7 protein-coding genes are annotated in these 14,649 nt (G+C 69.7%); 5 read left to right on the top strand and 2 right to left on the bottom strand.

Annotated elements, in window-relative coordinates:
• The first annotated feature begins 214 nt into the window (after positions 1-214).
• From ACFV0T_RS36555 to ACFV0T_RS36535, 5 genes are read left to right on the top strand one after another with little or no spacing between them, the layout of a single operon-like run.
• Positions 215-418, top strand: coding sequence for a hypothetical protein (locus tag ACFV0T_RS36555; RefSeq protein WP_385788964.1), 204 nt, complete (start codon positions 215-217; stop codon positions 416-418).
• Entirely contained in the window at positions 415-2,631 is a 2,217-nt protein-coding gene (locus tag ACFV0T_RS36550) for a hypothetical protein (protein ID WP_385788962.1), read from the top strand. Before ACFV0T_RS36555 ends, ACFV0T_RS36550 begins: the two co-directional genes overlap by 4 nt.
• A gap of 55 nt (positions 2,632-2,686) precedes the next feature.
• Complete coding sequence (locus ACFV0T_RS36545) at positions 2,687-4,528, top strand: hypothetical protein (RefSeq protein WP_385788960.1); 1,842 nt, start codon at positions 2,687-2,689, stop codon at positions 4,526-4,528.
• A complete protein-coding gene (locus ACFV0T_RS36540; RefSeq protein WP_385788958.1) occupies positions 4,525-5,085 on the top strand; it encodes a Pycsar system effector family protein in 561 nt (186 codons plus the stop codon). The genes ACFV0T_RS36545 and ACFV0T_RS36540 overlap by 4 nt, the downstream gene beginning before the upstream one ends.
• 53 nt (positions 5,086-5,138) lie before the next feature.
• Positions 5,139-6,440 carry a M48 family metalloprotease gene (locus ACFV0T_RS36535; RefSeq protein WP_385788957.1) on the top strand — a complete coding sequence of 434 codons (1,302 nt, stop codon included), beginning with the start codon at positions 5,139-5,141 and terminating at the stop codon, positions 6,438-6,440.
• A gap of 143 nt (positions 6,441-6,583) precedes the next feature.
• Here ACFV0T_RS36535 and ACFV0T_RS36530 read toward each other — a convergent pair whose 3' ends face one another.
• Entirely contained in the window at positions 6,584-10,483 is a 3,900-nt protein-coding gene (locus tag ACFV0T_RS36530; protein ID WP_385788955.1) for a DNA-directed RNA polymerase subunit beta', read from the bottom strand.
• A 114-nt stretch (positions 10,484-10,597) separates the two neighbouring features.
• Positions 10,598-14,083, bottom strand: coding sequence for a DNA-directed RNA polymerase subunit beta (gene rpoB, locus ACFV0T_RS36525; RefSeq protein WP_385788953.1), 3,486 nt, complete (start codon positions 14,081-14,083; stop codon positions 10,598-10,600).
• Positions 14,084-14,649: the final 566 nt, after the last annotated feature.

Genomic DNA, 14,649 nt, shown 5'->3' with positions numbered 1-14,649 from the left:
GGGGGGGGGGGGGGGGCGGGGGCGCGGGGGGGGGGGGGGGGGGGGGGGGGGGGGGGGGGGGGGGGCCCCCCCCCCCCCCCCGCGCCTCCCCTCCCAGGACACCCCGCAGGAGCGGGTCCCGTCCCAGAGCACGAGCACCCCGCAGGAGCGGGTCCCCTCCCGCAGCGCTTCGCAGGAGCGGGACCCGTCCCAGGGCTCCCCGGAGGAGCAGCGGGTGCCGTCCCAGGGCACCCGCAAGGACCGCCCGGCGCCGGACGGAACACGGGGAGCCCCGGCGCCGGGCGCCGTCTTCAACTTCGACGGCGGCTCGCCGTCCTTCGGCGGCAGCCTGGTCGCCGGTGACCAGCACGGCGTCAGCGGCGGCCAGGTCACCGGCGACGTGAACCTCGGCGGCGGCGGACGGGGAGACGGCGCATGAACAGCCAGGCCGAGCCGGAGAAGCCCAGACCGGCGGCAACCGGCGGCAGCGGCGGTGCGGACAGCGGCACTCCGGATCCCAGGCAGGGCGAACCGGCCGCCGACGACGCCCAGCAGACCGGCGAGGCCGGCGAGGAACGCGAACAGCCGCAGACCGCCTGGTCGGCCCGGCGCGACCTGATCGACCACAGCCCCCGCACCATGAGGGTCGGTGACCGCTCCCGCTTCGGCGGCAGCCTGGTCGGCGCCGACCAGCACGGCGTCAGCGGCGGCCGGGTCACCGGCGACGTCATCATGGGCAGCAAGACGGAGATCCACTACGCGATACCCGGGACCGCCGCGCCCGCCTCCGCCTCCGGCGAGGTCCCGCGGATCACCCTGGACCGGCTGGCCGGCACCTTCGTCGCGGACGAGGAGGTCATGGCCGGCCTGCTCGACCGGCTGCGCCGCGACCGGGTCCTGGTCCTGTCCGGCGCCCGGTTCACCGGCCGTCGGACTGCCGCCCTGATGCTGCTGCGCCGCCTGGACGCCGCCCCCGTCCGCACCCTGGTGCGCGACACCAGCCCGAGTTCCCTCGCCGAGCAGTTCACCGCCGAGGACCAGGCCCGCGGCTTCGTCCTGTGCGACCTCGCCACCCGTCGCGACCGCCCCCTGCGCGAACCGCACCTGCTCGCCGCCAAGGACCGGCTGGCCGAGCGGAACGCCTACCTGGTCGTCACCGTCGGTCCCAGCGCCGTGCTGGAGGACGTGCCCGTCGTGGAGTGGCGGCCGCCCACCACGGCCGACGTCCTCGCCGCGCATCTGCGCACCCGCACCGACGAGGAGACCACCGCCAAACTGCTCGGCCTGCCGGACGTGGCGGAGTTCCTGGACCGCGGCCACCAGCTGCGCGAGCTCACCAGTTTCGCCCAGTTGCTGGGCGCCTATGCGGCCGGTCAGGTCACCGAGGACGCCGTCGCCCAGTTCTCGCTGGTCTCCCTGGAGAACCAGGTGCAGGAGTGGTTCGAGGAGGACGAGAGCACGATCCACCTGCGCGACAAGGCGTTCCTCGTCGCCCTGGCCGCCTTCGACGGCGGCCCGTACGCCCTCACCGCCGAACTCAGCGACCTGCTGTACCGCTTCCTCCAGGAGACCGAGAACCCGGCGCGCGTCGCCGAGGTCCCCGTCTTCGGCACCCACGTCGGCAAACGCCTCCAGCTGGCCCGCGCGGAGAGGTTCGAGGACGACGAACACACCGAGTGGGGGCCGGTGACCCAGCAGAAGGCCAGGTTCCTGGACGAGCGGGCCTCGCTGGTGCTGCTGCGCGAGCTGTGGACGGGCCATCCGTCCGCCCGGCCGGCCCTCATCAACTGGCTGCGCCACCTCGCCGACGACGGCCGCCCCCTGGTCCGCACCCGCGCCGCGTCCACGGTCGCGGTCCTGGCCCGCACCGACCTGCCCTCCGCGATGGCCCTGGTCATCGAGCCCTGGGCCATCTCCAAACGGTTCCGGCAGCGACTGGTCGCCGTCAACGCGCTGACCCTCGCCCACCTCATCGACACCCCCAACATCCCGCGCATCCTCGACGCCTGGTGCGAGGGCGACGACGCGCGACTGCGCTGGGTGGCCGTGCGGTCGTACGGCCTGATCGGCCCGGAACGCCCCGAGCAGGCCCTCGCCGCGTTGCGCAAGGCCGTACGGCGGCTTTACGACGACCTCGACGACCGGGAGGACCTGGACGGGGTGGCCGGCGAACTCGCCGAGGCCGTGGAGTTGCTGCTGCTCTCCCCCGCCAGCGAACAGGTACTCGCGGAGCTGCGCCGGCACCTCGACGACGACCGCGCCGTGCACGACCTCACGCTCGCCGGCTTCGTCAACTCCTGTCTGCGCAAGGAGGGCGACGAACGCCACGGCACCCCGCTGGTCCTCGCCTGGTACGCGCGGGCGGTGGCCGAGGCCGGTGCCGCGTCCCACGGCATCCCCTACCTCTGGCGGGCCGCGCTGGCCGACCCACGCGCCACCCGGCCCGCGCTGGAGGTACTGCGCGGGTGGGTCCTCGTCGCCCAGCACTCCACGGTCACCGAGTGGGCGCTGGCCGCCCTGCTCCCGGCCCTGGTCACCACGCCCGCCGAGCATCAGCGGCTGAGCCACCTGCTGCGCACCATGTCCGGCGAGGACGGAAACCCCCCGCCCCAGGTGGCGGCCCGCCTGCTGACCACGCTTCCCAACCGCTGACCCACGTCAGAACGCCCCGCGTACGCCGGGTGGTACGTCCGAGGAGACACGCCCCATGCCCACCTTCCGCCAGCCCGAATGGCAGCAGCAGGCCGACCGGCACACCCAGATCGTCGATCCGGTCCTCACCGTACGGCAGCTGTCGCGCTTCGAGTTCAGCCTGAAGTCGTACGTCCGCATCGACCACGCCCTGGTCTTCGCCACCGCCAAAGGCGGTTACGAGGCGTATCTCCCGCCGCGGCGGCCGACCCGCGGCGAGATCGCGGCGAACCACTACACGGCCGTGTACGAGGTGGACATGGGCGTCCACCCGCACACCTCCGATCTCACCCTGCCCAGCGACAACGACGCGTTCGAGTTCACGGCCGTGGTGGACCTCTCCTGGCAGGTACTCGACCCGGCCCGGTTCGTCGCCGCCGGCCACCGGGACGTGCCCGGCCTTCTCCTGAGCGAGCTCCAGCAGGCGGCCCGCCCGATCACGCGCCGGTTCGGCATCGCCGACAGCGCCGCCACCGAGGTGGAGCTGCTGGAGCGGATGAACCTGCTGGGTCCGCTCGGGGCGCCGGCCGGACTCCAGGTCACCTGGACCCTCCGGCTGCGGCGCGACCAGGCCAACATCGAGCACGAGCTGCGCAAACAGGCCATCGACCACTCCGCCGCCGAGCAGGTCCGCGCGGCGCAGCGGGGCATGGAGATCGATGTCGAGGTCGACCGCAGGGGCCGGCAGGGCGACGCGTTGCAGATCGAACGCGCCATGCAGTACGGCGACCAGCAGCAGGAACTGCTCCTGCAGCAGCAGCGCTGGCAGCACGCGCAGGCACTGCTGGCAGGTCAGCAGCAGCTGGAACTCCAGCAGTTGGAGGCCCAGAAGATCGATTTCTACCAGTACCACCTCCAGCAGGGCGGCGTGCACGCCTGGGCCCTGCACCTGGCCCAGCACCCGGAGGACTCGGCCCTGGTCATGACCAGCATGCGCGAGGACCAACTCCGCATGATCCAGTCCCAGATGGAACTGGTGAAGCAGCTCCTGAGCGGCGAGGGCGCCGAGAACTGGGAGCTGGAGGGCCCCAAGCAGCTGGCCCTGCGCACGGTCAACGACATCCTCACCCAGCGCCTGCCGGGCGTCCCGCAGAACCCGCCGCAGCTGCCGCAGGGGGGCGGTCCCGCGTACCCGGGGGCGGCGATCATGCACGGCGGCGGCGCGCCGGACCCGGGCCCGGCGGGTCAGCCCGGCGGGACGGGCGACGACGGCCGGAGCGGTCCGGCGCGGCCCCCGGCCGGCTACGCGACACCGACCGGACCGTACGCACCTGGGCAGCCCTATGTGCCCGGGCAGCCGTACGCGCCAGGGCAGCCGGGGCCCTCGGGCGGTGTCGGCGGCCCGGGCCGGCCGACCGCGCAGCCCCCGGGCGGTTATGCGCCACCGACGGGACCGTACGCGCCCGGGCAGCCGTACGCGCCTGGGCAGCCGGGTGCGGCAGGGCCGTACGCGGGCCCGGTCGCGGCCGGGCCGGGCCCGTACGGCGGTCCCGGCGCACCCGGTCCGCCCGGTCCGGCCCCCACGCCCACGATGCCCACGGCCCCGCCCGGCGTCACGCCGTTCCCGCCCACCGCCACCCCGGCCGCCGGCTTCCCCGGAGCACCGGCGCCCGCGCCCTACGCGCCGCCGCCCCCGGCAGGCGCCCCGGGTCCATACGCCGAAGCCCCGGCCGGACCGCCCACGACCGCGCCCGCACCCGCACCCGAGGCCGACGGGTGGCAGCCCCCGCCCGGCTACGGCAGGACCCCGACGCTGCCGGCCCACGCCGTGCCGGACGCATCCGCGGCCCCGGACACGAAAGACGGCGACCCCGAGCACAGGGGTGCGGCCGACAGGACGGAGGACAGCGGCACATGACCACGCTCGACCCCGCGCCCGCGCCCGCACCGGCTCCCGGCCCGGACGGCGGCGGCAGCCCGGCGGTCGACCTCGTCCCCCTCTGCGAGCGGCTGCTCGCAGAGCTGCGCGGCGAGGTCGCCCGTGCCGACAGCAAGGCGTCCGTCCTGGTCGCCGCGCTCGGCATGACCGCGGGCCTGTTGAGCGGTCTGCTCGCCGGGCGGGACTGGACCCCCGCCGCGCTGTCCACCACCGGCACGACGCTGTGGTGGGCCGGGACCGGAGCCCTGGGGGTCTCCCTGCTGGCCCTGCTGCTGGCCGTACTGCCCCGCTACCGCTCGGGCACCTGGGCGCCCGGCCGCCCCCTGGCCTACTTCGCCGACATCCAACAGGCCGTCCGGCTCGGCCAGTTGGAGACCGCGCTCGGTGACACCCGGCGTGATCCCACGACCGGGCTGACCAGCGCCCTCGCCGACCTGAGCCGGATCGCCGCACGCAAGCACCAGTGGATCCGCACCGGGCTGATCGCCTTCTGCGCCGGCACGGTCCTGCTGCCCGCCTCGCTGCTGCTCGGCTGACCGCCTGCCCCACAGCCGTCCCCACCGCTCCGAGCCTCTTCGAAGGAAGCACGATGACCCAGCCACCACCGGAGTACCCGCAGTACCCCACCCAGGCGGCACAGCCGCAGGTACCCCCGCAGTACCCCACCCAGGCCGCCCAGCCGCAGGTACCCCCGCAGTACCCCACCCAGGCCGCCCAGCCGCAGGTACCCCCGCAGTACCCGCAGCAGTACCCGCAGCAGCCGCCCACGTATCCGCAGCAGCCGCCCGCATACCCGCAGGCCGCGCCCTCGTATCCGCAGGCCTCGGCGCCGGTCCCGCCGCAGAACCCCTACGCCCCGCCGCAGGCTCCCTCGGCTCAGCCCGCTCAGCCCGCGCCACCGGCCGCCGCCGCGCCGTCCGCGGCCGACCCCGCCCATCCCCACCACATCAGCACCGACGCCCGCCGCGTCCACATCTCCAACCACCAGCGCCGTACGGACGCCACCGCGGTCGGCAACCTGCTCCTCTACCTGCCGAACTTCCTGTGCAGCCTCTGCGTCGTCGGCCTGGTCTCCGCGTTCTTCGGCGATCTGGCGTTCGTGGTGATCCTGCTCTGGCTGGCCAGCGGCGCACTCGTGTTCCACCGCCCCACCGAAAGCGCCCTGGCGCGCCGTTTGCTCCACCTGCGCTACCCCACTCCACAAGAACGAGCCAAAATCGAACCGGTCTGGCGGGAGGTCACGGCCCGCGCCGGCGTCGAGGGCCGCAACTACGAACTCTGGGTGGAGGACAGCGACGGCCTCAACGCCGTCGCCGCGGCCGGCCACATCGTCGGTGTCACCCGCTTCGCCATGAACCAGCTCCCCAACGGCGAGCTCGCCGCCGTCATGGCCCACGAGCTCGGCCACCACGTCGGCGGCCACGCCTGGTCCGGCCTGCTCGGCTACTGGTACGCGCTGCCCGGCCGGGTCGCCTGGCGGGTCCTGAGGGTGCTCTCCACCGTCGCCTTCCATGTGTCGCGCGCCTTCGGCTGCTTCGGGGTCGTCTTCGTCGTCCTGCTCATCGGGGGCATCGCCGTGACCACCATCAGCACGCTCTACGGGCTGCCGCTGCTGATCCTGGGCGTGCCGTACGCGCTCGCCGCCGTCGGCCGTCGCGCCGAACTGCGTGCCGACGAGCACGCGGCCGCCCTCGGCTTCGCCCCGATGCTGGCCGCCGTACTCGGCAAACTGCACCACGAGGAGCAGCAGGCGCAGGCCGCGCTCACCGCGCAGAACGGCGGTGTGCCCGTCCAGGAGAGCGCGCTGAGCAAGCTGCTCTCCTCCCACCCCGACTACCACACCCGGCTGCACCACCTCCAGGCGTACCTCCAGCCTCAGCGGCCGTACTGAGAAAGGCCCGTACGCCCGTACGCCCGTACGCCCGTACGCCCGTACGGCCCGAACCAGCGACGCCGTACCGAGTGCCGCGGACACGCCGAAGGGCGGCCACCCCACCGGGTGACCGCCCTTCAGTGCTTCAGACGTACTGCGCCCTACTGGTTGTACGGACCGTAGTCGTAGTCCTCCAGCGGAACGGCCTGGCCGGAGCCCGTGCCGAACGGCGAGTAGTCGATGTCGTCGTAGCCGACGGCCGAGTACATCGCGGCCTTGGCCTCCTCGGTCGGCTCGACCCGGATGTTGCGGTAGCGGGACAGACCCGTACCGGCCGGGATGAGCTTACCGATGATGACGTTCTCCTTGAGGCCGATGAGGCTGTCGGACTTGGCGTTGATCGCCGCGTCCGTCAGCACTCGGGTCGTCTCCTGGAAGGAGGCGGCCGACAGCCAGGACTCCGTCGCCAGCGAGGCCTTGGTGATACCCATCAGCTGCGGACGACCGGAGGCCGGGTGACCGCCCTCCTGGACCACACGACGGTTCTCGGTCTCGAACTTCGAGCGCTCGACCAGCTCGCCGGGCAGCAGCTCGGCGTCGCCCGACTCGATGATCGTCACACGGCGCAGCATCTGCCGGATGATGATCTCGATGTGCTTGTCGTGGATCGACACACCCTGCGAGTTGTAGACCTTCTGGACCTCGCCGACCAGGTGGACCTGGACGGCACGCTGGCCCAGGATGCGCAGCACGTCGTGCGGGTTGGTGGCACCCACGGTGAGCTTCTGGCCCACCTCGACGTGCTCGCCCTCGCTGACCAGGAGTCGGGCGCGCTTCGAGATCGGGAACGCCGTCTCGTCGCTGCCGTCGTCCGGCGTGATGACGATCTTCTTGGTCTTCTCGGTCTCCTCGATCCGCACGCGGCCGGAGGCCTCGGAGATCGGGGCGACACCCTTCGGGGTACGGGCCTCGAAGAGCTCGACGACACGCGGCAGACCCTGGGTGATGTCGTCACCGGCCACACCACCGGTGTGGAAGGTACGCATCGTCAGCTGGGTACCGGGCTCACCGATGGACTGGGCGGCGATGATGCCGACCGCCTCACCGATGTCGACCAGCTTGCCGGTGGCCAGCGAACGGCCGTAGCACATCGCGCAGGTACCGACGGCGGACTCACAGGTCAGGACCGAGCGGGTCTTGACCTCCTCGACGCCCGCGGCGACCAGCTGGTCGATGAGGACGTCACCGAGGTCGACGCCCGCCGGGGCGAGCACCTTGCCTTCGACGACGATGTCCTCGGCGAGGCAGCGCGCGTACACGCTGGTCTCGGCGTTGTCCGCCTTGCGCAGGACGCCGTCGGCGCCGCGCTCGGCGATGGCCAGCTTGAGGCCGCGCTCGGTGCCGCAGTCCTCCTCGCGGATGATGACGTCCTGCGAGACGTCCACCAGACGACGGGTCAGGTAACCCGAGTCGGCGGTACGCAGGGCGGTGTCCGCCAGACCCTTACGGGCACCGTGCGTGGAGATGAAGTACTCCAGCACGGACAGGCCCTCACGGAAGGACGCCTTGATCGGACGCGGGATGGTCTCGTTCTTCGCGTTCGACACCAGACCACGCATACCGGCGATCTGCCGCATCTGCATCATGTTTCCTCGGGCACCCGAGTCAACCATCATGAAGATGGGGTTCGTCTTGGGGAAGTTCGCGTTCATCGCCTCGGCGACCTCGTTGGTCGCCTTGGTCCAGATCGCGATGAGCTCCTGCGTGCGCTCTTCCTTGGTGATCAGACCGCGCTCGTACTGCTTCTGGACCTTCTCGTCCTGCGCCTCGTAGCCCGCGACGATCGCCTTCTTCGCCTCGGGGACGACGACGTCGGAGATGGCCACGGTGACACCGGAGCGGGTGCCCCAGTAGAAGCCGGCCGCCTTCAGGTTGTCGAGCGTCGCCGCCACGATGACCTTGGGGTAGCGCTCGGCCAGGTCGTTGACGATCTCGCCGAGCTGCTTCTTGCCCACCGAGTAGTCGACGAACGGGTAGTCCTCGGGCAGCAGCTCGTTGAAGAGCGCGCGGCCCAGGGTCGTACGGAGACGGAAGGTGTCACCCTGCTGCCACTCCGGGTCGCCCTCCTCCTGCGCCGGCGGGGTCCAGCCACGCGGCGGGATGGTGCCCACCGGGAAGCGGATGTCCACCGGGGACTGGAGCGCGAGCTCACCGGCGTCGAACGCCATGGTCGCCTCGGCCGTGGAACCGAAGGCCCGGCCCTCGCCCTTGGTGTCGCGCAGCTCGCCGTCGGTCGTCAGGAAGAACAGACCGAGGACCATGTCCTGGGTCGGCATCGTCACCGGACGGCCGTCGGCGGGCTTGAGGATGTTGTTCGAGGACAGCATCAGGATGCGGGCCTCGGCCTGCGCCTCCGCGGACAGCGGCAGGTGCACGGCCATCTGGTCACCGTCGAAGTCCGCGTTGAACGCGGTGCAGACGAGCGGGTGGATCTGGATGGCCTTGCCCTCGACCAGCTGCGGCTCGAAGGCCTGGATGCCGAGGCGGTGCAGCGTCGGCGCACGGTTCAGCAGAACCGGGTGCTCGGCGATGACCTCTTCCAGGACGTCGTACACGACCGTGCGGCCGCGCTCGACCATCCGCTTCGCGCTCTTGATGTTCTGCGCGTGGTTCAGGTCGACCAGGCGCTTCATCACGAACGGCTTGAAGAGCTCCAGCGCCATCGCCTTCGGCAGACCGCACTGGTGCAGCTTGAGCTGCGGACCGACGACGATCACGGAACGCGCGGAGTAGTCCACACGCTTGCCGAGCAGGTTCTGACGGAAACGACCCTGCTTGCCCTTCAGCATGTCGCTGAGGGACTTCAGCGGGCGGTTACCGGGACCGGTGACCGGGCGACCACGACGACCGTTGTCGAACAGCGCGTCGACGGCCTCCTGGAGCATGCGCTTCTCGTTGTTCACGATGATCTCGGGCGCGCCGAGGTCGAGAAGCCGCTTCAGACGGTTGTTGCGGTTGATCACACGGCGGTACAGGTCGTTCAGGTCGGAGGTCGCGAAGCGGCCACCGTCCAGCTGCACCATCGGGCGGAGGTCCGGCGGGATGACCGGGACGCAGTCGAGGACCATGCCCTTGGGGCTGTTGGAGGTCTGCAGGAAGGCGGACACGACCTTCAGCCGCTTCAGCGCACGGGTCTTCTTCTGGCCCTTGCCGGTGCGGATGATCTCGCGGAGCTTCTCGGCCTCCTCGTCGAGGTCGAAGGACTCCAGGCGCTTCTGCAGCGCCGCGGCACCCATCGAACCGTCGAAGTACGTGCCGAAGCGGTCGCGCAGCTCGCGGTAGAGCAGCTCGTCGCCCTCGAGGTCCTGGACCTTGAGGTTCTTGAACCGGGTCCAGACCTCGTCGAGGCGGTCGATCTCGCGCTGCGAACGGTCGCGCAGCTGCTTCATCTCACGCTCGGCACCCTCGCGCACCTTGCGGCGCACGTCGGCCTTGGCACCCTCGGCCTCGAGCTCGGCCAGGTCGGTCTCGAGCTTCTTGGCGCGGGCCTCGAGGTCGGCGTCGCGACGGTTCTCGACCTGCTGACGCTCGACGGAGACATGCGCCTCCAGCGAGGGCAGGTCGCGGGTACGACGCTCCTCGTCCACGAACGTGATCATGTACGCGGCGAAGTAGATGACCTTCTCGAGGTCCTTCGGCGCCAGGTCGAGCAGGTAGCCCAGGCGCGACGGAACACCCTTGAAGTACCAGATGTGCGTGACGGGAGCGGCCAGTTCGATGTGGCCCATCCGCTCACGACGCACCTTGGCGCGAGTGACCTCGACGCCGCAGCGCTCACAGATGATGCCCTTGAAGCGGACGCGCTTGTACTTGCCGCAGTAGCACTCCCAGTCCCGGGTCGGACCGAAGATCTTCTCGCAGAAGAGTCCGTCCTTTTCGGGCTTGAGGGTGCGGTAGTTGATGGTCTCGGGCTTCTTGACCTCGCCGTGGCTCCACTGACGGATGTCGTCAGCGGTGGCCAGACCGATCCGGAGCTCATCGAAGAAGTTGACGTCGAGCACTATGCGTCAATCCCTCTCAGGGTTGTAAGTCTTAGGGGTCTGATACGGGGGTCCTGGGGCCGGCGGGCCTTGATCACCTTTTCCACAGGCGGCCAAGGCCCGGTCGGACTCCCGTCAGACCTCTTCGACGCTGCTCGGCTCACGCCGGGACAGGTCGATGCCAAGCTCCTCCGCTGCGCGGAAGACGTCCTCGTCGGTGTCGCGCATCTCGATGGACATGCCGTCCGAGGACAGCACCTCCACGTTGAGGCACAGGGACTGCATCTCCTTGATGAGCACCTTGAAGGACTCAGGGATGCCGGGCTCGGGGATGTTCTCGCCCTTGACGATGGCCTCGTAGACCTTCACGCGGCCGGTGACGTCGTCGGACTTGATGGTCAGCAGCTCCTGGAGGGCGTAAGCGGCGCCATAAGCCTCCAGCGCCCACACCTCCATCTCTCCGAAGCGCTGGCCACCGAACTGGGCCTTACCACCCAGCGGCTGCTGGGTGATCATCGAGTACGGACCGGTCGACCGAGCGTGCAGCTTGTCGTCGACCAGGTGGTGGAGCTTCAGGATGTACATGTAGCCGACCGAGATCGGCTCCGGGAACGGCTCACCGGAACGGCCGTCGAACAGCGGCGCCTTACCGGTCGGGAGCACCATGCGCTCGCCGTCGCGGTTCGGGATCGTGTGCTCGAGCAGACCGGCGAGCTCGTCCTCACGCGCACCGTCGAAGACGGGGGTGGCGACGTTGGTGCCCGGGGCGACCTGGTCGGCACCGATGACCTGAAGACGCTGCGCCCACTCGTCGGCGAGGCCGGAGACGTCCCAGCCGCGGCTGGCGAGCCAGCCGAGGTGGATCTCCAGGACCTGTCCCGGGTTCATTCGGGACGGGACACCGAGCGGGTTGAGGATGATGTCGACCGGGGTGCCGTCCTCCAGGAACGGCATGTCCTCGATCGGCAGGATCTTCGAGATGACGCCCTTGTTGCCGTGTCGGCCGGCGAGCTTGTCACCGTCGGTGATCTTGCGCTTCTGCGCCACGTACACGCGCACCAGCTGGTTCACACCGGGGGGAAGCTCGTCGCCCTCCTCGCGGTCGAAGACGCGGACGCCGATGACCTTGCCGATCTCGCCGTGCGGGACCTTCAGCGAGGTGTCACGGACCTCACGGGCCTTCTCACCGAAGATCGCGCGCAGCAGGCGCTCCTCCGGCGTCAGCTCGGTCTCACCCTTGGGCGTGACCTTGCCGACGAGGATGTCGCCGGCGACGACCTCGGCACCGATACGGATGATGCCGCGCTCGTCGAGGTCGGCGAGGACCTCCTCGGAGACGTTCGGGATGTCCCGGGTGATCTCCTCGGGGCCGAGCTTGGTGTCACGGGCGTCGACCTCGTGCTCCTCGATGTGGATCGAGGAGAGGACGTCGTCCTGCACGAGGCGCTGCGACAGGATGATCGCGTCCTCGTAGTTGTGACCCTCCCACGGCATGAACGCCACGAGCAGGTTCTTGCCCAGCGCCATCTCGCCGTTCTCGGTGGCCGGACCGTCGGCCAGGACCTGGCCCTCGATGATCCGGTCGCCCTCGTTGACGATGACCTTCTGGTTGACCGAGGTGCCCTGGTTGGAGCGGGCGAACTTGGCCAGGCGGTACGTGATGTACGTGCCGTCGTCGTTGGTGGTGGTGATGTAGTCCGCGGAGACCTCCTGGACCACACCCGCCTTCTCGGCCTTGACCACGTCGCCGGCGTCGACGGCGGAGCGGTACTCCATGCCGGTGCCGACGAGCGGGGACTCGGACTTGATGAGCGGCACGGCCTGACGCATCATGTTCGCGCCCATGAGGGCACGGTTGGCGTCGTCGTGCTCGAGGAACGGGATCATGGCGGTCGCGACCGACACCATCTGGCGTGGCGAGACGTCCATGTAGTCCACGTCGTCACCGGCGACGTAGTCGACCTCGCCGCCACGGCGGCGGACCAGGACGCGGTTCTCGGAGAAGCGCATGTCGTCGTTCAGGCCGGCGTTGGCCTGGGCGATGACGAATCGGTCCTCTTCGTCGGCCGTCAGGTAGTCGACCTCGTCGGTGACCTGGCCGTCGACGACCTTGCGGTACGGCGTCTCGACGAAACCGAACGCGTTGACCCGGCCGTAGGACGCGAGCGAACCGATCAGACCGATGTTCGGGCCTTCGGGGGTCTCGATCGGGCACATGCGGCCGTAGTGCGAGGGGTGCACGTCACGGACCTCGAAGCCGGCCCGCTCACGGGACAGACCACCCGGGCCGAGAGCCGACAGACGGCGCTTGTGGGTGAGACCCGACAGCGGGTTGTTCTGGTCCATGAACTGCGACAGCTGGCTGGTGCCGAAGAACTCCTTGATGGAGGCGACGACCGGCCGGATGTTGATCAGGGTCTGCGGCGTGATCGCCTCGACGTCCTGGGTCGTCATGCGCTCACGCACGACGCGCTCCATACGAGCCAGACCCGTGCGGACCTGGTTCTGGATGAGCTCGCCGACGCTGCGCAGACGACGGTTGCCGAAGTGGTCGATGTCGTCGGTCTCGACGACGATCGACTGGCCGCTGTCGGCGACCGTCTCCGTCTCGCCCGCGTGCAGCTTGACCAGGTACTTGATCGTCGAGATGACGTCCTCGACGGTCAGGACGCCCGCGTCGAGCGGAGCCTCCGCACCCAGCTTCTTGTTGACCTTGTAGCGGCCGACCTTGGCCAGGTCGTAACGCTTCGGGTTGAAGTAGAGGTTCTCGAGCAGCGTCTGCGCGGCCTCACGGGTCGGGGGCTCGCCCGGACGCAGCTTGCGGTAGATGTCGAGCAGCGCGTCGTCCTGGCCCTGGGTGTGGTCCTTCTCCAGGGTGGCGCGCATCGACTCGTACTCGCCGAACTCCTCGAGGATCTGCTCGGTGGTCCAGCCGAGAGCCTTCAGGAGGACGGTGACGGACTGCTTGCGCTTGCGGTCGATACGCACACCGACCATGTCGCGCTTGTCGATCTCCATCTCCAGCCAGGCACCCCGGGACGGGATGATCTTGGCGGAGAAGATGTCCTTGTCGGACGTCTTGTCGATGGAGGAGTCGAAGTAGACACCCGGCGAACGGACCAGCTGCGACACCACGACACGCTCGGTGCCGTTGATGACGAAGGTGCCCTTGTTCGTCATGAGCGGGAAGTCGCCCATGAAGACCGTCTGGGACTTGATCTCGCCGGTCTCGTTGTTGGTGAACTCAGCCGTGACGAAGAGCGGGGCCGCGTACGTGAAGTCGCGGTCCTTGCACTCGTCGATGCTGTTCTTCGGCGGTTCGAAACGGTGGTCGCGGAAGGTCAGCGACATCGACCCGGAGAAGTCCTCGATCGGAGAGATCTCCTCGAAGATCTCCTCCAGACCGGACTTGGTGGGGACGTCCTGACCGGACTCCAGAGCTGCCTCGACACGAGCCTTCCACGCGTCGTTGCCGAGCAGCCAGTCGAAGCTCTCGGTTTGCAGCGCAAGAAGGTTCGGAACCTCGAGGGGCTCCTTGATCTTTGCAAAGGAGATGCGCAGCGGGGCGGTGCTGGCAGCGTTGTTCGTATTCGCGGTCGAGGCAGTGCGCGAGGCGGCCAAGAGGGGGTCCTTCCGAGGGCTCGGACTCACTACGCGCGTACCGGTCCCTCTCTCACGCATCACGACAGGCTGGTCCTGATCCGGCTAAACGGCCAGGTCAGGAAAGGTCCGATCATCGATGCTCGAGTGAGGGCATGCCCCTGGTGACGGGCAGGAGGCAGCTAACAGGCAGCGCAAAGGGTCAGTGTAGCCACTTGGCACACTGATGTCCAGTGCGGGTTTTTCGAGACCCTCGTTGTTCTCGACACCTGCGCAAGCCCACGCCCTCAATGCACGTTGATACTGCCCTCTTCGTCGTCGATCCATGCCTCGGATCCGGATCGTTGTGACGACGCGTCCTGAGAATTGCGCGCTGCGTGCGGTTCGTCAAGGCCCCCTTGCCCAAACCGGGTACCGCGCTCGTCACGTGCAGCCTGTCACCAGGGGGGTCCGGAGGCACGATGAAGATCACCATACTCTCCGGGGCCCCCGGTGCAAGGCAGCCGCCGCCGGACCCTCGGAACGCCGAAGAGCGACCACCCGGATGGATGATCGCTCTTCGGTGCGTTCGCGTTACAGCCTCAGGA

It is taken from the genome of Streptomyces sp. NPDC059582 (assembly GCF_042735715.1).
GTDB lineage: Bacteria > Actinomycetota > Actinomycetes > Streptomycetales > Streptomycetaceae > Streptomyces.
This window is presented reverse-complemented; position numbering and strand designations above follow the sequence as displayed.